The organism is Escherichia albertii NBRC 107761 = DSM 17582, assembly GCF_000759775.1.
Taxonomy (GTDB): domain Bacteria; phylum Pseudomonadota; class Gammaproteobacteria; order Enterobacterales; family Enterobacteriaceae; genus Escherichia; species Escherichia albertii.
Genome location: NZ_BBMY01000004.1, coordinates 1 through 23,338 on the forward strand (window position 1 = coordinate 1; position 23,338 = coordinate 23,338).

The 23,338-nt window shown below is 52.3% G+C and carries 22 protein-coding genes and 1 pseudogene; 16 read left to right on the forward strand and 7 right to left on the reverse strand.

All coding sequences use genetic code 11. The features are described 5' to 3' along the window. From EA14781_RS01665 to fimA, 3 genes and pseudogenes are all read right to left on the reverse strand, one after another. Window positions 1-783 (reverse strand): annotated as a pseudogene (locus EA14781_RS01665) (FimD/PapC N-terminal domain-containing protein); the annotation flags it as partial. Window positions 784-898: 115 nt separating this feature from the next. Further along, complete coding sequence (gene fimC, locus EA14781_RS01670; protein ID WP_000949438.1) at window positions 899-1,708, reverse strand: type 1 fimbria chaperone FimC; 810 nt, start codon at window positions 1,706-1,708, stop codon at window positions 899-901. Between the two features lie 205 nt (window positions 1,709-1,913). Beyond that, window positions 1,914-2,456 (reverse strand): type 1 fimbrial major subunit FimA, encoded by a 543-nt coding sequence (gene fimA, locus EA14781_RS01675; RefSeq protein ID WP_000843548.1) that lies wholly within the window; start codon window positions 2,454-2,456, stop codon window positions 1,914-1,916. A gap of 423 nt (window positions 2,457-2,879) precedes the next feature. Here fimA and folD point away from each other — a divergent pair, with 423 nt between their 5' ends. The 7 genes from folD to EA14781_RS01710 all read left to right on the forward strand — a co-directional run bounded on the left by folD (window position 2,880) and on the right by EA14781_RS01710 (window position 9,247). After that, entirely contained in the window at window positions 2,880-3,746 is an 867-nt protein-coding gene (gene folD, locus EA14781_RS01680) for a bifunctional methylenetetrahydrofolate dehydrogenase/methenyltetrahydrofolate cyclohydrolase FolD (protein WP_000729157.1), read from the forward strand. A 1-nt stretch (window position 3,747) separates the two neighbouring features. Beyond that, window positions 3,748-3,960 (forward strand): ribosome-associated protein YbcJ, encoded by a 213-nt coding sequence (gene ybcJ / locus EA14781_RS01685; protein ID WP_000190292.1) that lies wholly within the window; start codon window positions 3,748-3,750, stop codon window positions 3,958-3,960. 107 nt (window positions 3,961-4,067) lie between these two features. After that, window positions 4,068-4,592, forward strand: coding sequence for a metal-dependent hydrolase (locus tag EA14781_RS01690; RefSeq protein WP_001143529.1), 525 nt, complete (start codon window positions 4,068-4,070; stop codon window positions 4,590-4,592). Window positions 4,593-4,818: 226 nt separating this feature from the next. Next, window positions 4,819-6,015, forward strand: a complete 1,197-nt coding sequence (locus tag EA14781_RS01695) for a CaiB/BaiF CoA transferase family protein (RefSeq protein WP_000428636.1) — start codon at window positions 4,819-4,821, stop codon at window positions 6,013-6,015. Beyond that, entirely contained in the window at window positions 6,012-6,983 is a 972-nt protein-coding gene (locus EA14781_RS01700; protein WP_001050206.1) for a hydroxymethylglutaryl-CoA lyase, read from the forward strand. The genes EA14781_RS01695 and EA14781_RS01700 overlap by 4 nt, the downstream gene beginning before the upstream one ends. Further along, the gene (locus EA14781_RS01705; protein WP_000063667.1) at window positions 6,976-7,947 is read left to right on the forward strand and encodes an alpha/beta hydrolase; all 972 of its coding nucleotides are present in this window, start codon (window positions 6,976-6,978) and stop codon (window positions 7,945-7,947) included. The genes EA14781_RS01700 and EA14781_RS01705 overlap by 8 nt, the downstream gene beginning before the upstream one ends. A 19-nt stretch (window positions 7,948-7,966) precedes the next feature. Then, complete coding sequence (locus EA14781_RS01710) at window positions 7,967-9,247, forward strand: MFS transporter (protein ID WP_000206944.1); 1,281 nt, start codon at window positions 7,967-7,969, stop codon at window positions 9,245-9,247. Between the two features lie 39 nt (window positions 9,248-9,286). Here EA14781_RS01710 and EA14781_RS01715 read toward each other — a convergent pair whose 3' ends face one another. Next, window positions 9,287-11,233, reverse strand: coding sequence for a sigma-54-dependent Fis family transcriptional regulator (locus tag EA14781_RS01715; protein ID WP_001058882.1), 1,947 nt, complete (start codon window positions 11,231-11,233; stop codon window positions 9,287-9,289). Between the two features lie 161 nt (window positions 11,234-11,394). Further along, entirely contained in the window at window positions 11,395-12,780 is a 1,386-nt protein-coding gene (gene cysS / locus EA14781_RS01720) for a cysteine--tRNA ligase (protein ID WP_000912384.1), read from the reverse strand. A 172-nt stretch (window positions 12,781-12,952) separates the two neighbouring features. On the opposite strand from cysS, the gene ppiB reads away from it, so the two are divergent. The 6 genes from ppiB (at window position 12,953) to mnmH (ending at window position 17,465) form a co-directional block, all read left to right on the forward strand. Further along, window positions 12,953-13,447 (forward strand): peptidylprolyl isomerase B, encoded by a 495-nt coding sequence (gene ppiB / locus EA14781_RS01725; protein WP_000256002.1) that lies wholly within the window; start codon window positions 12,953-12,955, stop codon window positions 13,445-13,447. A 2-nt stretch (window positions 13,448-13,449) separates the two neighbouring features. Then, window positions 13,450-14,172: a UDP-2,3-diacylglucosamine diphosphatase gene (gene lpxH / locus EA14781_RS01730; protein WP_000190887.1), complete on the forward strand. Its 723-nt coding sequence runs from the start codon at window positions 13,450-13,452 to the stop codon at window positions 14,170-14,172. 111 nt (window positions 14,173-14,283) lie between these two features. Beyond that, a complete protein-coding gene (locus tag EA14781_RS01735) occupies window positions 14,284-14,613 on the forward strand; it encodes a hypothetical protein (RefSeq protein ID WP_001188437.1) in 330 nt (109 codons plus the stop codon). Between the two features lie 95 nt (window positions 14,614-14,708). Then, window positions 14,709-15,218 carry a 5-(carboxyamino)imidazole ribonucleotide mutase gene (gene purE, locus EA14781_RS01740; RefSeq protein WP_002430236.1) on the forward strand — a complete coding sequence of 170 codons (510 nt, stop codon included), beginning with the start codon at window positions 14,709-14,711 and terminating at the stop codon, window positions 15,216-15,218. Then, on the forward strand, window positions 15,215-16,282 hold the full coding sequence (gene purK / locus EA14781_RS01745; RefSeq protein WP_000815582.1) for a 5-(carboxyamino)imidazole ribonucleotide synthase: 1,068 nt from the start codon (window positions 15,215-15,217) through the stop codon (window positions 16,280-16,282). Before purE ends, purK begins: the two co-directional genes overlap by 4 nt. Window positions 16,283-16,379: 97 nt before the next feature. Next, window positions 16,380-17,465, forward strand: a complete 1,086-nt coding sequence (mnmH, locus tag EA14781_RS01750; RefSeq protein WP_000997739.1) for a tRNA 2-selenouridine(34) synthase MnmH — start codon at window positions 16,380-16,382, stop codon at window positions 17,463-17,465. A 242-nt stretch (window positions 17,466-17,707) separates the two neighbouring features. On the opposite strand, the gene ybbP is transcribed toward mnmH, so the two are convergent. Then, a complete protein-coding gene (gene ybbP / locus EA14781_RS01755; RefSeq protein ID WP_000561918.1) occupies window positions 17,708-20,116 on the reverse strand; it encodes a putative ABC transporter permease subunit YbbP in 2,409 nt (802 codons plus the stop codon). Beyond that, window positions 20,113-20,799, reverse strand: a complete 687-nt coding sequence (gene ybbA, locus EA14781_RS01760; RefSeq protein ID WP_002430238.1) for a putative ABC transporter ATP-binding protein YbbA — start codon at window positions 20,797-20,799, stop codon at window positions 20,113-20,115. Before ybbA ends, ybbP begins: the two co-directional genes overlap by 4 nt. Here ybbA and tesA point away from each other — a divergent pair. The 3 genes from tesA to cnoX are packed head-to-tail and all read left to right on the forward strand — an operon-like array spanning window position 20,770 to window position 23,107. Next, the gene (gene tesA / locus EA14781_RS01765; protein WP_002430239.1) at window positions 20,770-21,393 is read left to right on the forward strand and encodes a multifunctional acyl-CoA thioesterase I/protease I/lysophospholipase L1; all 624 of its coding nucleotides are present in this window, start codon (window positions 20,770-20,772) and stop codon (window positions 21,391-21,393) included. The genes ybbA and tesA overlap by 30 nt on opposite strands. Further along, window positions 21,383-22,192, forward strand: coding sequence for an NADP(+)-dependent aldehyde reductase (gene ybbO, locus EA14781_RS01770; protein ID WP_000148923.1), 810 nt, complete (start codon window positions 21,383-21,385; stop codon window positions 22,190-22,192). Before tesA ends, ybbO begins: the two co-directional genes overlap by 11 nt. Window positions 22,193-22,252: 60 nt before the next feature. Next, entirely contained in the window at window positions 22,253-23,107 is an 855-nt protein-coding gene (gene cnoX / locus EA14781_RS01775) for a chaperedoxin (protein ID WP_002430241.1), read from the forward strand. The last annotated feature ends 231 nt before the right edge of the window (window positions 23,108-23,338 follow it).

Sequence of the window (23,338 nt, forward strand, 5' to 3'; positions counted from 1 at the left end):
CACCCGGGCGATCCCACGGACGACAGGGGCGAACCCTTGCTGACTATCGGGATACATGCTATCGGAAGAGTAGAGTCGGAAACCGCGAAAACCGACACTATCAAAAATATCACTTCCTGTATTACTATCCCCCATTACTATTTCACTCTTCAACGGAATGATGGTTCGTTGTACCCATGACCCAATATTATTCCATTTTTCAGAGTGGTAACCGTTACCGCGGGAATAACTCCACGATCCACTATTTCGCAAACGCCACGGTCCTAAGTTCAGCCCACTCAATTCGCTAAAAAAGTAATTGTCATTACCATTTCCTTTGTCCCCAGTGAAATTATAATTCAGAAGGAAAGCAGGAATACCCTCATCCCACACCTCTGGAGGAATATATCCTCTGGCGCTATTTGACAATAAAATTTGCGGAATACTGACATTCAGTCGCAATGCTGAAAAATCAAAATTAATTTGTGCATCCGGAACAACTTTAAGTAAATTTATGCAACTGTCATTTTGTTTTTCCTGTAATGCCAGAAAAGCTGCCGCACTAATCCCTATTCTGTTAAGGAGCGACATTGTGAAACATGGCATCAGACCACCAGATTTATCTCCGGTTTTTTCTGTTGACGTTTCAAAAACAATATCTTGTGAGCCAATAAACTCCTCATTACGCCAGAGATCGACGCGATAAACACCTGCTGGTTGATGGTTACCTTTTTCGAAACGAGATAAATCAGCGACAGGCTCACCATTTGATAATAAAAATGCGGGATTAAAATAACTTTCTGCCTGCCTGACTTATCAGTGGATGACACATTGCCAGAAAGAACAATCCTTGCCGATGCGATAGATATCTCTTTTTTTTTGTCTTCATAATTATTTTCAATATGTTTGGTGAACTTGATTAATGCAAACTCACCTCTCTGACGGGGGTTACCGAGCCATAATCGTTAACAGTCTGAAACGTCAATTTTCCCTGAACTCCTGCAGGCAAGGGGAACTGTGAATTATTTTTAGGTGAGACCATAACGTTTTGTATTTTTTGGTTTCCTACTTTCAGGTTAACCAGAGTGACATAAAATGGCGACGGGTTACGGATATTGAGAACATTACCAGAACGAGAAAACTGGAGTAAATCCGGTGCCCCGGCGGAAAGTTCCTGTAAGTTTGCAGGACGGAGAAATAATTTCATCCTTGATAATATCGCCAGTTGCAATACGTTTCTGCCCTCCAGCGCACCTTTATCTACCGAGGGTATCGTTTTGACATTCATCCAATATAGCGATTCGCGATCTGTAGCTAACGGTGATCCGGTATATATGATACGTAATGTATTTTCGCTTTTGGGTTCACTGACAAATAGCGGCGGCGTAATGATAAAGGATTTATCTTTCACACCATTACTATTTTCAATCCAGGCATTGACCAGATATCTTTCCTGTAAGTGGTTATTTCTAATCCAGACCGATGTTTGTTTCGCATCTGCAGGATAAATAATTCGCGTAGCCCCCAGAGCAATTCCACCAGCCGCGTTAGCGTTTACTGAAATAAAAAGGCAACTTACAATAAACAATGAGAATAATGGCAAACATAAAATTGTCTGATGCGCAATGTTTATCAGGCCTGCACGGCACCTGTAATATATTGAACTTGCATGAACAGAGCGCGCTTTGTCGACAATCTGAGATAATAAAATCTTCAATTTAGACAACATAGCCAACACACCTTGTGTATTTCTGGCGACAAGAAAACGATGAATATCATAGAAAATAGAGCCTGCGTTTGGTCAACACAACATTGCTCTATACCTTAATCTTTCTAATATAGCGGCATGATGTAAACTCAATATGCCTTATGATAACCATATATCATGCCGCTTCGTCTTACAGAATAATTAAAAAATCGTGATAAGTGAGAGATTAAGGATATTGCATTATAAACGTAGCATCAGCATTTGCCTGACCTGCGGTTGCGCTAAGTCCCGTTCCCATATACCGTGCAGAAAAATGCAAAACGTTAGTCCCCGTAATTAAGCTTTGCGCTTCAGAGAAAACCGATCCATCAGGTTTTAGTGTTTTGGAAGTATTATCCAGGATTTCAATACCGACCCCTGTTGCCGTCGCTACATTAGTGCCTGAAACAATGGCTAATAAATCATCATTATTACCATCTGCCTGCCCCGAAAATGCAACAGCGGCAGTAGCAGCAATAGAAACATCACAGTCATTCAACTCAATAGTAAACGGAATTGATGCAGAAGTTGCGCCAACAGCATTAAAGAGATCTGTTCGATATTGACCGAGGGAGACAACCTGATCGGCTGACTCCGTATTTACAGCACAGGCTGCATTAACTAACTCGCCTTCAAAGTGAATAACGCCACCGTTGGTTGTTGCTGCATAGGTATTGGCAGTTGCAAACAGAGTGACGGCGATGATAGAAGAAATGAAGACCGATTTCATAGATATACCTTCATGCTCACATACGACTCTAATATCCTTACAGATTCGATTGTTACATTAATGGCATCAATATAGCTGTAAGGTTATTTTCATCTTCTAAAAATGCTTTTACCTCCCAGTCCTGGCATGAAGACAGAGAGACGGGTGAATGAAAGTTTCTGCGCAAAAAGATTATTCACGATAAAAATAGCCTTCCCTCAAAAAAATAACAGACCGAAAATACTTTTTCTAACCTCAGATATTGCCTAAATTGCTCTAGTCCATTGCAAATAGCTTGCTTAGCAAACTCACCAATTCGTTTAACATAGTTTCTTTATGTAACTTCTCGTGATAAATCTGAAACGAAACCTGACAGCGCGCCCCGCTTCTGACAAAATAGACTTATCCCCTTCGACCTACGTAACAGATGGAATCCTCTCTCTGATGGCAGCAAAGATTATTGACGGTAAAACGATTGCGCAGCAGGTGCGCTCTGAAGTTGCTCAAAAAGTTCAGGCGCGTATTGCAGCCGGACTGCGGGCGCCAGGACTGGCCGTTGTGCTGGTGGGTAGCAACCCTGCATCGCAAATTTATGTCGCAAGCAAACGTAAGGCTTGTGAAGAAGTCGGGTTCGTCTCCCGCTCCTATGACCTCCCGGAAACCACCAGCGAAGCAGAGCTGCTTGAGCTTATTGATGCGCTGAATGCCGACAACACCATCGACGGTATTCTGGTGCAGTTACCGCTTCCTGCAGGAATTGATTACGTTAAAGTGCTGGAACGGATTCACCCGGACAAAGACGTGGACGGTTTCCATCCTTATAACGTCGGTCGTCTGTGTCAGCGCGCACCGCGTCTGCGTCCCTGCACCCCGCGCGGTATCGTCACACTGCTTGAGCGTTACAACATTGATACCTTCGGCCTCAACGCCGTGGTGATTGGCGCGTCGAATATCGTCGGTCGCCCAATGAGCATGGAACTGTTGCTCGCTGGTTGCACCACCACCGTGACTCACCGCTTCACTAAAAATCTGCGTCATCACGTAGAAAATGCCGATCTGTTGATCGTCGCCGTCGGTAAGCCGGGTTTTATTCCCGGTGACTGGATCAAAGAAGGCGCTATTGTGATTGATGTCGGCATCAACCGTCTGGAAAATGGCAAAGTTGTGGGCGACGTGGTGTTTGAAGACGCGGCTAAACGCGCCTCATACATTACGCCTGTTCCGGGCGGCGTTGGCCCGATGACGGTTGCCACGCTGATTGAAAACACGCTACAGGCGTGCGTTGAATATCATGATCCACAGGGTGAGTAACATGGCGACATTTTCTTTAGGTAAACATCCGCACGTTGAGCTGTGCGACTTGCTGAAACTGGAAGGCTGGAGCGAAAGCGGCGCGCAGGCGAAAATCGCGATTGCCGAAGGCCAGGTGAAAGTCGACGGTACGGTTGAAACGCGCAAACGCTGCAAAATCGTCGCCGGTCAGACCGTGAGTTTTGCTGGTCACAGCGTACAGGTTGTTGCCTGATCCCTTTCCCGGCCTGTATCAACAGGCCGGTTCGCTTTTCAGACTTTTGCCCTCTACGCCCCGTTCATCCATGCTGATAGCATCGACATTTTGCCGAAGCGATCATCATGCCAACCGTTATTACGCACGCCGCCGTTCCCCTTTGCATTGGTTTGGGGTTGGGTTCGAAAATCATCCCCCCGCGCCTGTTATTTGCCGGAATCGTCGTGGCGATGCTGCCCGATGCCGACGTATTGTCGTTTAAATTTGGCGTTGCTTACGGCAATGTTTTTGGTCATCGCGGTTTTACCCATTCGTTGGTGTTTGCGTTTGTTGTCCCGCTGTTATGCATGCTAATTGGACGTCGATGGTTCAGGGCTGGACTGATTCGCTGCTGGCTGTTTTTAACCGTCTCGTTGTTATCGCACAGCTTGCTGGATTCGGTAACCACTGGCGGTAAAGGCGTTGGCTGGCTGTGGCCGTGGTCAGAGGAACGCTTTTTCGCTCCCTGGCAGGTGATTAAGGTCGCGCCGTTCGCGTTGTCTCGTTACACCACGCCGTACGGTCATCAGGTGATAATTTCTGAATTGATGTGGGTATGGTTGCCGGGGATGGTACTGATGGGAATGTTGTGGTGGCGCAGAAAGCGCTGAGTTAGCAGATACATTGCTTGTCTCCTGGCTTTCCCCTGAACTGTATCAAACGCCATAATTACCTTCCCATTTTTGATACAGTTCAGTTTTCTCTCACCACACATTTATCATCTTCTTTTTGCTGTCAACGCCTCCTGTACCTGCCTTCCTGACTTCTCTCACGTCAGCTGGCACATCCCTTGCTATAGCGAACAAGCAATTTCTACAACGCAGCAAGGAGTAACAGATGGAAAATAAACAAGGCGCGCTTGCCGGATTACAGGTACTGGATTTAACCCGCGTACTGGCTGGCCCTTTTTGCACCATGATGCTGGCGGATATGGGGGCGGAGGTAATCAAAATCGAACGTCCCGGTGTCGGAGACGATACCCGACAGTTCGCACCATTTAAAAATGGCGAAAGCGCCTATTACATGAATCTCAACCGTAACAAAAAAGGGATCACTCTCAACCTGAAAGGGCGCGGCAAGGCACTGTTTCTGGAACTGGTCAAAACTGCCGATATCGTGGTGGAAAATTACCGTCCAGGCACGATGGAAAAACTGGGGCTAGGCTATGACGAGCTGAGAAAGGTTAACCCGCGTATCATCTACTGCGCGATTTCCGGTTTTGGTCATACCGGGCCATACAGTCAGCGTCCAGGTTACGACATTATCGGTCAGGCGATGGGCGGGTTGATGAGCACCACGGGCTGGCCCGGCGGTGAACCTACCCGCTCTGGTACGGCGATGAGCGATGTTTTAGCCGGGCTTTCGGCCACTATCGGCACGCTGGCCGCATTGCGCCACCGCGACCAGACTGGCGAAGGACAAAAGGTCGATATTGCCCTGGTGGATTCGGTCGTCGCCAGTCTGGAGATTATCACCCAGATTTACCTGACAGAGGGGCGAATTCCCGAACATATCGGCAACCGATACGAATCCTGCTATCCCTACGACACCTTTAAAGCCCGCGACGGTGACGTAGTAATTGCCGCCGCCAACGACAAACTGTGGAGTCTGGTCGCTCAGACCATGGGGCAACCAGAACTGGCAATCCGTGAAGAGTTCAACAGTAATCCACTGCGCGTCAAAAACCATGCGCTGCTCAAGCCAATAATTGAGATCTGGAGTCGCCAGTACAGCGTCAATGAGATCGTCGATTGCATGCTGAATGCCGGAGTCCCTGCCGCGCCAATTAATAACATTGATCAACTGGTTAGCGACCCGCATATTGCCGATGCTCGCGAGATGTTTATTGATGTCGAACATCCCATCGCGGGGACGCTAAAACTCACGGGTTCCCACATCAAGCTGACGAGTACACCAACCGGCATCCGAACGCCTTCTCCACTTCTTGGGCAACACAATCAGGAAATCTACAGCTCCAGACTGGGTTTAGACGATGCGGAACTTGCGCAGTTGCGCGCGGAGGGCATCCTGTGAACCTGAAATCATGGATTAACGCTGCGTCTCTGCCGCCAGATATCGCTATGACAGAGGTTTGCCCGCGCGATGGTTTTCAGAATATCAGTACCTGGATCCCCACAGAAATCAAAACGCAGTCGATTGATTTGCTGATCGATGCCGGATTAAAACGCCTGGAAATCACGTCGTTTGTTAACCCGAAAGCAATCCCGCAAATGGCTGATGCCGGACAGGTAGTCGCACATGTTCTACAACGCAATACCCGCGAGAATCTGGGACTAGACATCGTCGCTCTGGTGCCTAATCTGCGGGGGGCGCAGGATGCCTGGCATGCTGGCGTGCGCCATATCAGCTATGTGATTTCTGCCAGCGAGCAACACAATCAAGCCAATATCAAGCGTACTCACGCGGATTCGCTGGCAGAACTGTCTGCTATTATCACTGCCAGGCCCGATATGCACGTCACCCTCAGTATGGCGACTGTCTTTGGCTGCCCGTTCGCAGGGGCCGTCAGTGTTGATGCCGTTTTGCGGCTGCTGTCGGAAGCTGTATCCCGCGGCATCAAAGACGTGACATTGTGCGACACCATCGGCGTCGCCTCTCCGGTACAGACAGGGGAATTACTCTCCAGAGTACGCAACATTCACCCTCTGCTGGATATCGGTCTGCACCTGCATGACACCCACGGTATGGCGCTGGCCAACACCCTCGTGGCATTGACGCATGGCATACGACGCCTGGAGACTGCCGCTGGCGGGTTGGGCGGTTGCCCGTTCGCGCCAGGTGCGGCAGGTAATTGCGCGACAGAAGATACCGTCAACATGCTCTGGCGAATGGGTGTGCAGACCGGCATTGATCAGGAGAAATTGCTGCATGCGGTAGCCTTTATTCGTCAACATCTCCAGACAGGCATAACGAGTCATTTGTCACAGGCACGATGTTATCGTGAGTTTAATTTCCAGACAGGAAACCTCTGCGATGAGTAATGCAACCTTGCATATCCGCAATCTTGGCAGCTTTTTCGTCGGCGGCCAGGAGTACGAAATCAGCGGTCAGCCGACATTTGAAACCACTATCGCCAAAGGTTGTACCCCGTCGCGACTCGATCCTAACGGGCAATTCGAAGCGGGACAGATGTACGTACAGTTCATCGAACTTGAACAGCCGCAGGCACGTTGGCCGTTGGTGTTTGTCCACGGCGGCGGCATGACCGGAGCCTGCTGGGAAACCACGCCGGACGGTCGCCCAGGTATGCACCACTACTTCCTGCGTCACGGCCATAACACATATGTCTGCGATGGTGTAGAACGTGGCCGGGCTTCATGGGCTCAGTACCCACATATCTACGCCGGGCAACCCCAGTTCCGTACCAAGCAACAAGCATGGGAAAGTTTTCGTTTTGGTCCGAATTATCCGACACGTGAAGTCTGGCCTGGACAGCAATTTCCCGTCGAAGCGTTCGATATCTTCATGAAACAAGCCGTTCCGCGTTGGACATGCAATGACGCGCTGGCGGAAGCGGCTTATGCCGCGCTGCTCGCCAAATTAGGTAAAAGCGTCATTCTCGCCCATAGCCAAGGCTGCGGACAGATCCTGAATGTCGTGCAGCAACACCCGGAACGTGTGGCGGAAGTCATTCTGCTGGAGCCATCTGGCGCGCCGGATACTGCAGGCGTCGATCTTACGCAACTCCGTGACATACCGTTCCTGGTTATCTGGGGCGACAACCTCGACGCCGGAGAAACCTGGTGGCCTGAGTTTTATCGCAATGTCACTGCCTGGGCCGGGAAGCTTTCACAAGCGAACGTCCCCGTAACGTGGCTCGAGCTTCCCAAACAGGGGATCCATGGCAACTCACACATTCTGATTATGGATCGCAACGCGGATGACATTGCCGCGCTGATCCAGAACTGGATGTCGCAACAAGGTTTACTGCATTTCACAGCATAACTACCTGAAGGAGATAATAATGACGACAGGATCGGGTCAATGGCGAGTACGCAACAAGATGTTGTTGATACTCTGGTTGATTTTTCTGATTTCTTACCTTGATCGCGTTAATTTTTCGGTTGCTTTACCCGCGATCAGCAATGAACTGGGACTCACTGCCGGCGAAAAAGGATTAGTGCTCAGCGCCTTTTTCATCGGCTATGGTTTACTGCAAATTGGCGCGGGGTTGATGGTTGACCGTTTTGGTGGTCGGGTCACCATGACGCTGGCGCTGTTCTGGTGGTCGCTGTTTACCGCCTTTACTGGCATGGTCGGCGGTTTTATTGGTCTGCTGCTGGTACGCCCGTTGTTTGGCGCAGGCGAAGCAATGCATCCGCCCGCCTCCTGGAAGCTTATCAGTCAATGGTTTCCGAAAAAGGAGCAAGTTCGCGCTAACTCGCTGAATCTGTGCTCCATCGCCTTAGGCCCAGCTTTCGCTCCGTTACTGGTGGTTTTACTGATGCAATGGGTAGGCTGGCGCGGCGTGTTCTACATCTTCGCGATCCCCGGTTTTATCGTCACCTGGTTGTGCTGGAAGTACATGCGTGACAAACCGGAAGATCACCCTGACGTAACGCCGCAGGAACTGGCGGAAATTCGTGAAGGACAAACAGCCTCCGATACGGTGGCGCTCAGTAAAGAAGAAAAGCGACTGGCGCTTGCTGCGGCCGTTCGTGAACCTGGACTGTGGATGTTGATGTGCACCTACTTGCTCTTTGGCATCGCCTTCTGGGGATTCCTCTCCTGGTTGCCGTCTTATCTGGTTGATGTACGTCAGTTTGCAATGGTGAAAATGGGGCTCGTCGCCTCTATTCCTTTCTTTGCCTCGTTCGTCGCGATGCTGATTGCCAGTTGGGTGTGTAATCACCTGTTTGGCGGACGTAAGCAGATTTTCGTCGCCACATGTTACCTGTTGGGTGCGCTGTTTATGTGGCAGGCATTTGCCGCCGCAGATCCCAATATGTGCGTACTGTGGCTGACGCTGACAGCAGCATTCGGCATCTTTATGCCGTTTGGCGTGTTCTGGGCAATTTCAATGGAAGTGCTGCCCACCAAAGTAATGGGCTTCGCCAGTGGTTTTATCAATACCGGAGGGCAGATCGGCGGTTTTATCGCTCCCATCGCGATTGGTTATCTGATTCAATACTATCAGGGGTCATATGCTGCGGGGTTTGGTCTGATGGTCGGCTGTCTGATTGCTGCGGCGATACTGGTGCTCACCATACGCCCGCGCAAAGCCGCCACATCTGAATCTCATTAATCATACGTTGGTGAACGGCGTTATCACCTTTAACGTCGTTCACTGTTCGCATGATGTCTCTGAATGTCCGTCCTGCATCCGACGCCACAGGCTCATACGGCTGATACCTAACAATTGTGCAACGCGAGTTTGATCGTCATTGTTGCGTTGCAAATAGTAGTGAATAATCTGCTGCTCCAGATCCCGCACCATCTCTTTGAGCGAAGCAAACTCCCCTTGTAACGTCAGCGGCAAAACAGCGTTATCTTTGCCCTGCGCAGCGGGCGACCAGACCATGCTCAGCCGCTGACGCCAGTCGGTTTGCGGCTCGAAAGTGACAAACAACGCCAGCCGCTCCGTAATATTTTGCAGTTCACGCAAATTCCCCGGCCAGTTGTAGCGCTCCAGTTGCGCCCCCACCGCCTCCAGCACGTGATTTACCCGGTGCTTTTCAATCTGCTGCTGACCAAGAAAATGTCTGGCAAGATGGAGAATATCGCTACGCCGCTCTCGTAACGGCGGAATGAACAACGAAAGCACATTCAATCTATACAGCAGATCCTGACGAAAGGTTCCTACCGACACGCACTGGTCAAGATCCCGATGCGTCGCGCACAAAATACGTACATCAACAGGAATAACCTGTGTGCCCCCCAAACGAACCACTTCGCGCTCTTGTAACACACGTAACAAGCGCGCCTGGAGTAACAATGGCAGTTCTCCCACTTCATCCAGAAACAATGTCCCCTGGTGTGCCAGCTCAAACATTCCCGCCTTACCGCTACGTCGGGCGCCAGTGAATGCTCCCTCTTCGTAACCGAATAATTCACTTTCCAGCAACGCCTCCGGGATTGCCGCACAGTTAATTGCCACAAACGGCCCGTCAGCCCGGCGACTGGCAAGATGAATACCCTGAGCAAACAATTCCTTACCTGTTCCCGTCTCCCCCTGAATCAATACGGTGGCATTAGCGGCGGCATACGTTTTCGCCAGCGATTTCACCGCCAGCATTGCCGGAGAGCAGGTTAAAACATCATCAAAACTGTAACGTGCAGTGAAGCCTTTATTACGCAATTGATGGCGCAAACGTTGCTCCGCACGTTGAATCCGGCCACTATCGGCAAAAGTACACACTACGCCGAGACAGTATCCATCATCAAGAATTGGCACCCGATCCGCGACCAGCGTGCGTCCGGCTGTTTCCAGTAATTCGCCCTGTTCTCGCTGCCCGCTCTGGCGCACCTGCGGGACGCGGGATAACGGGATAACCTCGCTGATCGGTTTGCCTAATGTTCCCGTCGCATCGACATTCAACAATCGCTCCGCTGCCGGATTAATCATTGAGATACCATCCCGCTCATCGGTGACGATAATGCCTTGTGCGATATTATTCAGAACGGTATTCAGGCGTGCTGAACGCGCCGAAAGCTTACGCCGGACGCCCGCGATGTTCGCCGCTTCCTGCAATAGCTGACGCACAGAATGTTCTCCTGTTTCCAGCAGTACACAGGGGAACTGCACCGCTCCCGCCAGACGAACAGTAAGCTGCCCGCCGAGTGCCATCTCAGCGCCCAGTTGCCGGGAAATGAGCAACTGACTCTGCATCTCTTCCTGAGTGTGGAAAACATATTCGTCAATCTGCATATCCAGCGCACGAGCTATGTCCGCAACGCCAGGCATTGATTCGCCAAAATTAAAAAACGCGACATGGCGAATACGATGAACAAAAGGCTGTAGCGCACAGAGGAGGTCAAGCGGCGCGGTTTTGATAGCGACAACAGGGACATCTTGTACTACTGAACGTAGATATTCCGCCGTTCCTCCCCGGCTGAGCAACACTTCCGGTTGCTGTCCCAGGCACTGCTCGCTGATCTGATAGACTTCATCCAGCACCGCTTCAAGGGTATGAACGGCACAACTGTATTCCGCCGCAAGTCGCATAACCAGTGCAGAGAGTGTCTGGTAGGGGGTAATCAACGTCAGTCGGAAGGGAGGAAAATTATTCATCGGCAAGAGGAGATTCCATTCTGCAAGTTATGACGAAACCACAGTATGTTGGATGACAATAAAATTTGTCGTGACAGATGTCAGAGTGATGCTCAATGGAGACAAAATGAGAAAAGGGCAATGCCATTCAGACATTGCCCTGGATAATTGAGGAGGAGGAATTACTTACGACGCCAGGTGGTCCCTTGCGGGCCATCTTCCAGCACGATCCCCATCTCGTTAAGACGGTCACGCGCCGCATCTGCCGCCGCCCAGTCTTTCGCTTTACGGGCATCCAGACGCTGTTGAATTAACGCTTCAATCTCAGCCACTTCGCTGTCGTCTGCCTGCGCGCCGCTTTGCAGGAACGCTTCCGGTTCTTGTTCCAGCAGGCCCAGCACACTAGCCAGTTTACGCAGGTGAGACGCCATTGCGTTGGCTGCCGCCATATCTTCCGCTTTCAGACGGTTCACTTCACGCGCCATATCAAACAGCACGGAATAGGCTTCCGGGGTGTTGAAATCGTCGTCCATCGCTTCAATAAAGCGCGCTTCAAACGCTTCACCCCCCGCAGGCGCAACGGTTTTGTCTGTGCCGCGCAGTGCAGTGTAGAGACGTTCCAGCGCCGCACGCGCCTGCTTCAGGTTCTCTTCGCTGTAGTTCAGCTGGCTGCGATAGTGACCGGACATCAGGAAGTAACGCACAGTTTCCGCGTCGTAGTATTTCAGCACATCACGCACGGTGAAGAAGTTACCCAGCGATTTCGACATTTTCTCGCGGTCAACCATCACCATTCCTGAGTGCATCCAGTAGTTCACATACTGACCATCATGGGCACAGGTAGACTGGGCAATTTCGTTCTCGTGGTGCGGGAACATCAGGTCTGAACCGCCGCCGTGGATATCAAAGTGGTTACCCAGTTGCTTGCAGTTCATTGCCGAACATTCAATGTGCCAGCCAGGACGGCCCGCGCCCCACGGAGACGGCCAGCTCGGTTCGCCCTCTTTCGACATCTTCCACAGTACGAAGTCCATCGGGTTGCGTTTGTCGTCGACCACGTCAACGCGCGCGCCTGCCTGCAGCTGGTCGAGATCCTGACGCGACAACACGCCATAAGTCGGATCGGTCGGTACGTCGAACATCACGTCGCCGTTGTCCGCCACATAAGCGTGACCTTTGGCGATCAGTTGCTCGGTCAATTCAATAATTTCTGCGATATGGTGCGTCGCACGCGGTTCCATGTCGGGGCGCTGGATATTCAGAGCATCAAAATCTTTGTGCATTTCGGCGATCATACGCTCCACCAGCGCCACAAAGCTTTCGCCATTTTCATTGGCGCGCTTGATGATTTTGTCGTCGATATCGGTAATATTGCGCACATACTTCAGCTTATAGCCGAGGAAACGCAGGTAGCGTGCAACCACGTCAAACGCAACAAAGGTACGCCCGTGACCGATATGACAGAGATCGTAAACGGTGATTCCACACACGTACATGCCGACTTCCCCGGCGTGAATAGGCTTAAATTCCTCTTTTTGGCGTGTCAGAGTATTGAAGATTTTTAGCATCGAAGATTCCGTTTAGACATGTGTGGTAATTGAGTTGCGTATAATACCCATATTTCCCGCACGAATCAGCATACATTGCGAGATGATCCGATCGTGCGGTTATGCTATAACACCACCCTATATATGACCCGAACCGGGTCGAAGCACCAATCAAACGGAACAGGATGCAAAAATGGTTACTTTCCACACCAATCACGGCGATATTGTCATCAAAACTTTTGACGATAAAGCACCTGAAACAGTTAAAAACTTCCTGGACTACTGCCGCGAAGGTTTTTACAACAACACCATTTTCCACCGTGTTATCAACGGCTTTATGATTCAGGGCGGCGGCTTTGAACCAGGCATGAAACAAAAAGCCACCAAAGAACCGATCAAAAACGAAGCCAACAACGGTCTGAAAAATACCCGTGGTACGCTGGCGATGGCGCGTACTCAGGCTCCACACTCTGCAACTGCCCAGTTCTTCATCAACGTGGTTGATAACGACTTCCTGAACTTCTCCGGTGAAAGCCTGCAAGGTTGGGGCTACTGCGTGTTTGCAGAAGTGGTTGAAGGCATGGACGTAGTCGACAAAATTAAAGGTGTGGCAACCGGTCGTAGCGGCATGCATCAGGACGTGCCAAAAGAAGACGTCATCATTGAAAGCGTGACCGTTAGCGAGTAATCGTGGCGACAATCTTTATTGCAGATCTTCATCTCTGCGTGGAAGAACCGGCGATCACCGCCGGTTTTCTGCGTTTTTTAGCGGGGGAAGCCCGCAAGGCCGACGCGCTGTATATTCTTGGCGATCTGTTTGAAGCCTGGATTGGTGACGACGATCCCAACCCACTTCATCGCCAGATAGCGGCGGCGATCAAAGCGGTATCCGATTCCGGCGTTCCCTGTTATTTCATTCATGGCAACCGTGATTTTCTGCTCGGCAAACGCTTTGCTCGCGAAAGCGGCATGACGTTATTGCCGGAAGAAAAAGTGCTCGAACTTTATGGTCGCCGGGTGTTGATTATGCACGGCGACACGCTGTGCACCGATGACGCGAGTTATCAGGCTTTTCGTGCCAAAGTCCACAAACCCTGGTTGCAAACGCTATTCCTCGCCCTGCCGTTGTTTGTGCGCAAACGTATTGCCGCGCGAATGCGCGCGAACAGTAAAGAAGCCAACAGCAGTAAATCGCTGGCGATCATGGACGTTAACCAAAACGCGGTGGTCAGTGCGATGGAAAAAAATCAGGCACAATGGCTAATCCACGGACATACGCATCGTCCGGCGGTGCATGAACTCATCGCTAATCAGCAATCTGCTTTCCGCATCGTGCTGGGTGCCTGGCATACAGAAGGATCGATGGTGAAAGTCACGGCAGATGACGTTGAATTAATCCATTTTCCGTTTTAACCACGAATTAATAAATTCCGAAAAAGGCACCAGACTACCGCAACCGGTATATCTTTTTCTGAGTCAACAAGGTAATAGTCCCTGAATGAAATAACGACAGGGAATATTATTATGCAACGCTGCAACGGATTTTTGATTTCTGGCATCGCCCTTATGGCAGGAGCACCTCTGTGTATTAGCTGGTTTGGGCTTGTTGGTTTCTATTTTGGCGCATTGTCACTGGTAGCGGCGGCAGTCATTTCATGGATAGTTTATTTCTATATGATCTACTTATTGCTTACCCACCCTCACAACCAACGCTTTGTAGAAAGATTTATATTGATTGTCGGTATTTGCTTTTTTCCGTGGAGCATTGTGCTGATATGGACATTCTTTGCCAGTTCAGCCAGAGCGCATAATCAACACACAACTCAGACTAAAAACTCAACGAATGACGGTTAATCTCGTCTACGCAACCGTTTTCCTTGCTCTTTTTCCGTGCTATTATCTGTGCCCTCTAAAGCCGAGAGTTGTGCACCACAGGAGTTTTTAGACGCATGTCTTCCCGCAATAATCCGGCGCGTGTCGCCATCGTGATGGGGTCCAAAAGCGACTGGGCTACCATGCAGTTCGCCGCCGAAATCTTCGAAATACTGAATGTCCCGCACCACGTTGAAGTGGTTTCCGCTCATCGCACCCCCGATAAACTGTTCAACTTCGCCGAAAGCGCCGAAGAGAACGGTTATCAGGTGATTATTGCGGGCGCAGGCGGCGCGGCGCATCTGCCGGGCATGATTGCCGCCAAAACGCTGGTGCCAGTGCTGGGCGTACCAGTACAGAGCGCCGCACTGAGCGGTGTTGATAGTCTTTACTCCATTGTGCAAATGCCACGCGGTATTCCGGTAGGTACGCTGGCGATTGGTAAAGCCGGTGCGGCAAACGCGGCGTTACTGGCAGCACAAATTCTCGCAACTCACGACAAAGAATTGCACCAGCGTCTGAACGACTGGCGCAAAGCCCAGACCGACGAAGTGCTGGAAAACCCGGACCCGCGGGGTGCGGCATGAAACAGGTTTGCGTCCTCGGTAACGGGCAGTTAGGCCGTATGTTACGCCAGGCGGGCGAGCCGTTAGGGATTGCTGTCTGGCCTGTCGGGCTGGACGCTGAGCCTGCGGCGGTGCCCTTTCAACAAAGCGTGATTACCGCTGAGATCGAACGCTGGCCAGAAACCGCATTAACCCGCGAGCTGGCGCGCCATCCGGCTTTTGTGAACCGCGATGTGTTCCCGATTATTGCCGACCGTCTGACCCAAAAGCAGCTTTTTAACAAGCTCCGTCTGCCGACCGCGCCGTGGCAGTTACTGGTCGATCGCAACGAATGGTCTGCGGTATTCGAAAAACTTGGCGAACTGGCGATTGTTAAGCGTCGCACTGGCGGCTATGACGGTCGCGGTCAATGGCGTTTACGCGCCGATGAAACTGCACAGTTACCAGCTGAATGCTACGGCGAATGTATTGTCGAGCAGGGTATTAACTTCTCCGGCGAGGTATCACTGGTTGGCGCGCGCGGCTTTGACGGCAGCACCGTGTTTTATCCGCTAACACACAACCTGCATCAGGACGGCATTCTGCGTACCAGCGTCGCGTTTCCGCAGGCCAATGCCCGACAGCAAGCTCAGGCCGAAGAAATGCTATCGGCGATTATGCAGGAGTTGGACTACGTGGGCGTGATGGCGATGGAGTGTTTTGTCACCCCTCAAGGTCTGCTGATCAATGAACTGGCCCCACGCGTACATAACAGCGGTCACTGGACGCAAAACGGCGCCAGCATCAGCCAATTTGAGCTGCATCTGCGGGCGATTACCAATTTGCCGTTACCGCAACCAGTGGTTAATAGCCCGTCGGTGATGATTAACCTGATTGGCAGCGATGTGAATTATGACTGGCTGAAACTACCACTGGTGCATCTGCACTGGTACAACAAAGAAGTGCGTCCGGGTCGTAAAGTGGGTCACCTGAATTTAACCGACGGTGATACATCACGTTTGACTGCAACGCTGGAAGCATTAATCCCTCTACTAACGCCGGAATATGCCAGCGGCGTAATCTGGGCACAAAATAAGCTCAATTAAACCATAAATGCCGGGGAATCAATCTTACCCTTCCCCGGCGCCTCGCTGTGCGCGTAAAATCCCGCCCATTGCTGTTTAGTTAGATTCAGGATTTAACATGAACGATGGAACGGACTATCGCGCGATACTCATCGCCGATACACCTATTATCGATGTCCGCGCGCCCGTTGAATTTGAACAAGGTGCGATGCCCGCTGCTATCAACTTGCCGTTAGTGAATAACGATGAACGCACCGCCATTGGCACCTGCTATAAACAGCAAGGGTCAGACGCGGCGCTGGCGTTGGGGCATAAACTGGTGGCGGGTGAAATTCGCCAGCAGCGCATGGACGCCTGGCGAGCAGCATGTCTGCAACATCCGCAAGGTATTCTCTGCTGCGCCCGTGGCGGTCAGCGTTCACATATTGTGCAACGTTGGTTGCATGATGCCGGGATTGACTATCCGCTGGTCAACGGCGGTTATAAAGCACTGCGCCAGGCCGCGATTCAGGCAACTATCGAACTGTCACAAAAACCCATTGTGCTGATTGGCGGCTGTACCGGCAGTGGAAAAACACGGTTAGTACAACAACAACCCAACGGCGTTGATCTGGAAGGGCTGGCGCATCATCGCGGTTCTGCTTTTGGCCGCACGCTACAACCGCAACTTAGCCAGGCGAGTTTTGAAAACCTGCTGGCTGCTGAAATGCTAAAAACCGACGCCCGTCAGGATTTGCGCCTGTGGGTGCTGGAAGATGAAAGCCGGATGATCGGTTCGAATCACCTGCCGGAATGTCTGCGCGAGCGAATGACTCAGGCGACGATTGCGGTAGTAGAAGATCCGTTTGAAATCCGTCTTGAACGCCTGAACGAAGAGTATTTCCTGCGTATGCATCATGATTTTACCCACGCGTACGGCGACGAACAGGGCTGGCAAGAGTATTGCGAATACCTGCACCATGGGCTTTCGGCGATTAAGCGTCGGCTTGGGCTACAGCGCTATAACGAACTGGCCGCACGACTGGATACGGCGCTGGCAACGCAACTCGCAACCGGCAGCACCGATGGTCATTTGGCCTGGCTGGTGCCACTGCTTGAAGAATATTACGACCCGATGTATCGCTATCAGCTTGAGAAAAAAGCTGAAAAAATCGTTTTTCGCGGTGAGTGGGCGGAAGTGATGGAGTGGGTTAAAGCGCAGTAATGGGGGAGATTCTGTGCGCGTTGTTCATGCCGGATGCGGCGTGAACGCCTTATCCGCCCTACGGTTGAGCGCTGGTTTCCTGGCATGATAAGACGCACCTGCGTCGCATCAGGCATCTGCGCACAACTGCCGGATGCGGCGTGTACGCCTTATCCGGCCTACAAAATCTCGAAAACTCAATATATTGCACGATCTTTGTAGGCCTGATAAGCGTAGCGCATCAGGCAATCTGACGCCTGTCATCACCCCGCAAACTGCCTGAACAGCGCCTTCCCCTTAACCAGTCGTGCGCCCAGCCAGCCTCCGCACAAGGAAAGAAGCAGCGCACCGCTGCACGGCAGCACAATCCACAATCGCCAGTCTGGCTCCCACGGGAAATCAAACACTTTCGCCTGCAATACCGCCAGCGCCGTTTCTGCGCCAATCGCAGCCACCAGGCCGGAGACAAACCCGAGCATGGCGAACTCACACCACAATGTTGTGCGCAGCAGGTTTTTCCCCGCGCCGAGAGTGCGCCACACCACCAGCTCCTGATGGCGCTGACGCATTCCCACCTGCACCTGTGCCAGCAACATACCGCAGGCCGTCACCAGCACCACCATCACTTCCAGCGCCCGACTTACCTGCTCCAGCACCTGACCGACCTGTTTTAAAATCGCGCCAATGTCTAACAGACTAATAGTCGGAAACTGGCGGTTAAGTTGCGTCAACATGCCGTTGTCGTTCTCCCAGTGGAAACTGGTAAGCCAGCTTTGCGGCTGCCCATCGAGCGCCCCTTCCGGGAAAATAAAATAGAAATTAGGCCGCAAACTTTCCCAGTCTACTTTGCGCAGGCTGGTCACCCTGGCACGAAACTCCTGGGTATCGCCCATAAAAGTCACGGTATCGCCGAGGGCAACGTTTAAGCGTTTCGCCAGCCCCTCTTCCATCGATACTTCATCCGCTTTTGGCGGCCAGTTACCAGCGACGATCGGGTTATGATCGGGCCGCGTATTTTGCCAGGTGAGGTTGAGTTCGCGGTTGAGCGCCTCATCCTCATTGCCTTCAGTCGGCTTGCCGTTAATCGCCGTCAGACGTGCTCGCACCACCGGATAAAATGTCTCGGGGGCGACCTGGTGCTCACCCAGGAACGTTTTTAGCGGTGTAACCTGTTCCGTAGCGATGTTGATTAAAAAATAGTTCGGGCTTTCTGGCGGCAGTTGTTGTTGCCAGCGGTCAAGCAGATCGCCACGCAACACCAACAGCAGTGCCAGCAGCATAAAGGAGAGCGAAAAGGCTGAAAGCTGGCTTAACGTCGCCCATGGCTGGCGCAACAGGCGGCTGACCGCCAGGCGCAGAGGTAGCGATTTAAGAGTCATGCTGCGCAATACATTCAGCAGCATCCAGCCCAGCACGCCGCACAGCAAAGCCAGCACTACCGCACCCGCCAGCACCGCCCACAGCAGCATACTGCCGCCCATCAGTCCGACGAGCAGCAACACAACCACCACAGTGACAATCGGCAGATAAAACTTCAGCGGCCAGACGTTGGCTACCACATCGTTACGTAATACGCGTAAAGGCTGCGTTGCCAGCAACAGGCGGTACGGTCGAAGTCCCACCAGCAGTGAGATAACCGTCATGGTGCCGAGCGCCCATAACCACGGCCAGAGACTGGCAGGCGGTAGTGCCGCAGGCAGAACGGGCTTAAGCAGCACCATCAACACGTTTTCGAACAACAGCCCCATCGCCCCGCCAGTAACGGCTGAAAGCACCAGTACCATCAACCACTGACCGACAATCAACTTACGCAGTTGCGCTCGCCCTGCCCCCAGCGTTTTGAGGATCGCCACCAGGTCGTAACGGCTTCGACAGTAATGATTCATTGCCACTGCCACCGCCGCCACAGCCAGCAGTAAGGTTAGCAGTGCCGAAAGCAGCAGGAATTGTTGCGAGCGTTCCATCGATCGCCCCAGCGCACCGTCATCTTGTTCCAGACCATACCAGCGTTGTTCTGCCGTGAGTTGCGGTAGCAACCATCGTTCATAACCATCAAGCTGGTTTGCCGTGCCGCCGAATTTATAGCGCCAGGTGACCCGACTTCCCGGCTGCACGGCTCCGGTTTTGTCGACATCTGCCAGATTCATCATCAGGCGAGGGGCTATCTGGAAGGGGTTAAAACCCGAGTCCGGCTCCTGAATCACTTCTCCGGCAATCCGTAGCGTGACATCGCCCACGTCGATGGTGTCGCCGATTTTCAGGTTAAGCAGCGCCATCAGTCGTGGCGCCAGCAGAACGCTTCCCGCCTGTGGTTTCAGGCCAGGGGGATTGGTTTGCAGATCGCCATACATCGGGTAGATATCATCCACCGCCTTGACGCTCGCCAGTTGCGGCGTGTCGCCCGCAAAAGTCATAGTGGCAAAAGTCAGCTGTTTGCCGACTTTCAGGCCGCGCTTTTGCGCTTCCTCCAGCCACGCTTGCGGTACTTCACGTGAACTGCGCAACGCCCTATCGCCCGCCATAAACTCACGGCTTTGCTGGCTTAAACCTTTCTCCATGCGATCGCTGATATTGCCCAGCGCCAGCACGCAGGCCACCGCCAGGCTTAGCGCCAGCCAGACAATTAATAGTGACGGAGAGCGCCATTCACGCCAGAACCAACGTGCAATCATGCTTCCTCCTGCAACTGCCCGTTCACCAGCCGTAAGCAGCGGTCGCAGCGCGCCGCCAGTTGCAGATCGTGAGTCACCATAATCAACGTGGTGCCATGCTCACGGTTGAGGGAAAACAGCAGGTCGGCAATTTTATCGCCCGTCTGGCGGTCAAGGTTGCCGGTGGGTTCGTCGGCAAACAGCACATCAGGTCGACCATTAAAGGCTCGCGCCAGCGCCACTCGTTGCTGTTCGCCGCCAGAAAGCTGTGCCGGAAGATGATCAAGACGTTTACCCAGTCCTAACTGTTCGAGCAACGCTTTCGCCCCGTTACGGCTTTCCAGGCTACTCTCACCGCGCAGCAGCGCCGGAAGCTCGACGTTTTCCAGCGCGTTAAGGGTAGGAATTAACATAAATGACTGAAAAACAAAGCCTACGTGCTTCGCACGTAACGTTGCCCGCGCTTCTTCGTCCATATTATGTAGCGGTTGTCCCACCAGACTCACTTCGCCACTGCTGCCGTCATCCAGCCCGGCGAGGATCGCCAGCAAGGTTGACTTACCCGATCCCGACTCGCCCACCAGTGCGATGGTCTCGCCGCGTTTGACAACCAGCTCAACTCCGGTGAGGATGGAGAGTTCATGCTCCCCCTGACCGACGGACTTCTTAAGATGATGAACTTCAACAATGTTTTCCGCTGGCATTTGCCCTTCCTGTTTCTGGTCCTGTTAACCTTCCGCGCCGCCGCAGCGGACACGTTGTTGATTCTGGGTGATAGCCTGAGCGCCGGGTATCGAATGTCAGCCAGCGCGGCCTGGCCTGCCTTATTGAATGATAAGTGGCAGAGTAAAACGTCGGTCGTTAATGCCAGCATCAGCGGCGACACCTCGCAACAAGGGCTGGCGCGCCTTCCGGCTTTGCTGAAACAGCATCAACCACGCTGGGTGCTGGTAGAACTGGGCGGCAATGACGGTTTGCGAGGCTTTCAGCCGCAGCAAACAGAGCAGACGCTGCGCCAGATTTTGCAGGATGTCAAAGCCGCCAACGCAGAACCATTGTTAATGCAAATACGTCTGCCGGCAAACTATGGTCGCCGTTATAATGAAGCCTTTAGTGCTATTTATCCAAAGCTCGCCAAAGAGTTCGACATCCCGCTACTGCCCTTTTTTATGGAAGAGGTCTACCTCAAACCACAATGGATGCAGGATGACGGTATTCATCCCAACCGCGACGCCCAGCCGTTTATTGCCGACTGGATGGCGAAGCAGTTGCAGCCTTTAGTAAATCATGACTCATAAAGCAACGGAGATCCTGACAGGTAAAGTTATGCAAAAATCGGTCTTAATTACCGGATGTTCCAGTGGAATTGGACTGGAAAGCGCGCTCGAATTAAAACGCCAGGCTTTTCATGTGCTGGCAGGTTGTCGGAAAGCGGATGATGTTGCGCGCATGAACAGCATGGGATTCACCGGTGTGTTGATCGATCTGGATTCACCAGAAAGCGTTGATCACGCAGCCGACGAAGTGATCGCCCTGACCGATAATTGTCTGTATGGGATCTTTAACAATGCCGGATTCGGCGTGTATGGCCCCCTTTCCACCATCAGCCGCGCGCAGATGGAACAGCAGTTTTCCGCCAACTTTTTTGGCGCACACCAGCTCACCATGCGCCTGTTACCCGCGATGTTGCCACACGGTGAAGGACGTATTGTGATGACCTCATCGGTGATGGGGTTAATCTCCACACCGGGCCGCGGTGCTTATGCAGCCAGTAAATATGCGCTGGAGGCGTGGTCAGACGCACTGCGCATGGAACTGCGCCACAGCGGAATTAAAGTCAGCCTGATTGAGCCCGGTCCCATTCGTACTCGCTTCACCGACAACGTCAACCAGACGCAAAGTGATAAACCAGTCGAAAATCCCGGCATCGCCGCCCGCTTTACGCTAGGGCCAGAAGCAGTGGTCGACAAAGTGCGCCATGCTTTTATTAGCGAGAGGCCGAGGATGCGCTATCCGGTGACGCTGGTGACCTGGGCGGTAATGATGCTCAAGCGCCTGCTACCGGGGCGCTTGATGGACAAAATATTGCAGGGGTGAGTTGAAGCGTGCGCTTAAGCCCCCATGTCAAAGAAAATATCGACAACAGAGAGTGACTCCATGTCCGTAGAAAATATTGTCAACATTAACGAATCTAACCTGCAACAGGTTCTTGAACAGTCGATGACCACGCCAGTGCTGTTCTATTTTTGGTCTGAACGTAGCCAGCACTGTTTGCAATTAACGCCGATCCTGGAAAGCCTCGCAGCGCAGTGCAACGGGCAATTTATTCTGGCAAAACTGGACTGCGACGCGGAGCAGATGATTGCCGCCCAGTTTGGTCTGCGCGCGATTCCGACCGTATATCTGTTCCAGAACGGGCAACCAGTAGACGGCTTCCAGGGGCCGCAACCGGAAGAAGCGATCCGCGCCCTGCTGGATAAAGTTCTGCCCCGCGAAGAAGAACTGAAAGCACAGCAGGCAATGCAACTGATGCAGGAAGAAAACTACACCGACGCCCTGCCGCTGCTGAAAGAAGCCTGGCAGTTGTCAAATCAGAGCGGGGAGATCGGCCTGCTGCTGGCAGAAACACTGATTGCCCTGAACCGTTCTGAAGATGCAGAAGCCGTGCTGAAAACCATTCCGTTACAGGATCAGGACACCCGCTATCAGGGACTGGTGGCGCAAATCGAACTGCTAAAGCAAGCGGCAGATACGCCGGAAATTCAACAGCTGCAACAGCAGGTAGCGGAGAATCCAGAAGATGCCGCACTGGCGACGCAACTGGCGCTGCAACTGCATCAGGTTGGGCGCAATGAAGAGGCGCTGGAGTTGCTGTTTGGGCATCTGCGTAAAGATTTAACTGCCGCAGACGGTCAGACACGTAAAACCTTCCAGGAGATCCTCGCTGCGCTGGGGACCGGTGATGCGCTGGCGTCGAAGTATCGCCGCCAGTTGTACGCGTTGTTGTACTGATTTTCCGTTGAGATGCGATGCTGTGTAGGTTTGTAGACATGATAAGACGCGTCAGCGTCGCATCAGGCATCTGCACATAACCGCCGGGTGCGGCGTAAACGCCTTATCCGGCCTACCGTTCAGGCACAGGTTTGTAGGCATGATAAGACGCGCCAGCGTCGCATCAGGCATCCGCGCATAACCGCCGGATGCGGCGTCAACGCCTTATCCGGCCTACCGTTCAGACGCAGA

Coding starts and splice junctions, on each gene's coding strand:
- cnoX (WP_002430241.1), top strand. CDS start 22,253: ATGTCCGTAGAAAATATTGTCAACATTAACGAATCTAACCTGCAACAG.
- cysS (WP_000912384.1), bottom strand. CDS start 12,780: ATGCTAAAAATCTTCAATACTCTGACACGCCAAAAAGAGGAATTTAAG.
- EA14781_RS01735 (WP_001188437.1), top strand. CDS start 14,284: ATGCAACGCTGCAACGGATTTTTGATTTCTGGCATCGCCCTTATGGCA.
- ppiB (WP_000256002.1), top strand. CDS start 12,953: ATGGTTACTTTCCACACCAATCACGGCGATATTGTCATCAAAACTTTT.
- EA14781_RS01695 (WP_000428636.1), top strand. CDS start 4,819: ATGGAAAATAAACAAGGCGCGCTTGCCGGATTACAGGTACTGGATTTA.
- fimA (WP_000843548.1), bottom strand. CDS start 2,456: ATGAAATCGGTCTTCATTTCTTCTATCATCGCCGTCACTCTGTTTGCA.
- EA14781_RS01705 (WP_000063667.1), top strand. CDS start 6,976: ATGAGTAATGCAACCTTGCATATCCGCAATCTTGGCAGCTTTTTCGTC.
- ybbP (WP_000561918.1), bottom strand. CDS start 20,116: ATGATTGCACGTTGGTTCTGGCGTGAATGGCGCTCTCCGTCACTATTA.
- ybcJ (WP_000190292.1), top strand. CDS start 3,748: ATGGCGACATTTTCTTTAGGTAAACATCCGCACGTTGAGCTGTGCGAC.
- fimC (WP_000949438.1), bottom strand. CDS start 1,708: ATGTTGTCTAAATTGAAGATTTTATTATCTCAGATTGTCGACAAAGCG.
- ybbO (WP_000148923.1), top strand. CDS start 21,383: ATGACTCATAAAGCAACGGAGATCCTGACAGGTAAAGTTATGCAAAAA.
- mnmH (WP_000997739.1), top strand. CDS start 16,380: ATGAACGATGGAACGGACTATCGCGCGATACTCATCGCCGATACACCT.
- EA14781_RS01710 (WP_000206944.1), top strand. CDS start 7,967: ATGACGACAGGATCGGGTCAATGGCGAGTACGCAACAAGATGTTGTTG.
- EA14781_RS01715 (WP_001058882.1), bottom strand. CDS start 11,233: ATGAATAATTTTCCTCCCTTCCGACTGACGTTGATTACCCCCTACCAG.
- purK (WP_000815582.1), top strand. CDS start 15,215: ATGAAACAGGTTTGCGTCCTCGGTAACGGGCAGTTAGGCCGTATGTTA.
- folD (WP_000729157.1), top strand. CDS start 2,880: ATGGCAGCAAAGATTATTGACGGTAAAACGATTGCGCAGCAGGTGCGC.
- purE (WP_002430236.1), top strand. CDS start 14,709: ATGTCTTCCCGCAATAATCCGGCGCGTGTCGCCATCGTGATGGGGTCC.
- tesA (WP_002430239.1), top strand. CDS start 20,770: ATGAACTTCAACAATGTTTTCCGCTGGCATTTGCCCTTCCTGTTTCTG.
- ybbA (WP_002430238.1), bottom strand. CDS start 20,799: ATGCCAGCGGAAAACATTGTTGAAGTTCATCATCTTAAGAAGTCCGTC.
- EA14781_RS01690 (WP_001143529.1), top strand. CDS start 4,068: ATGCCAACCGTTATTACGCACGCCGCCGTTCCCCTTTGCATTGGTTTG.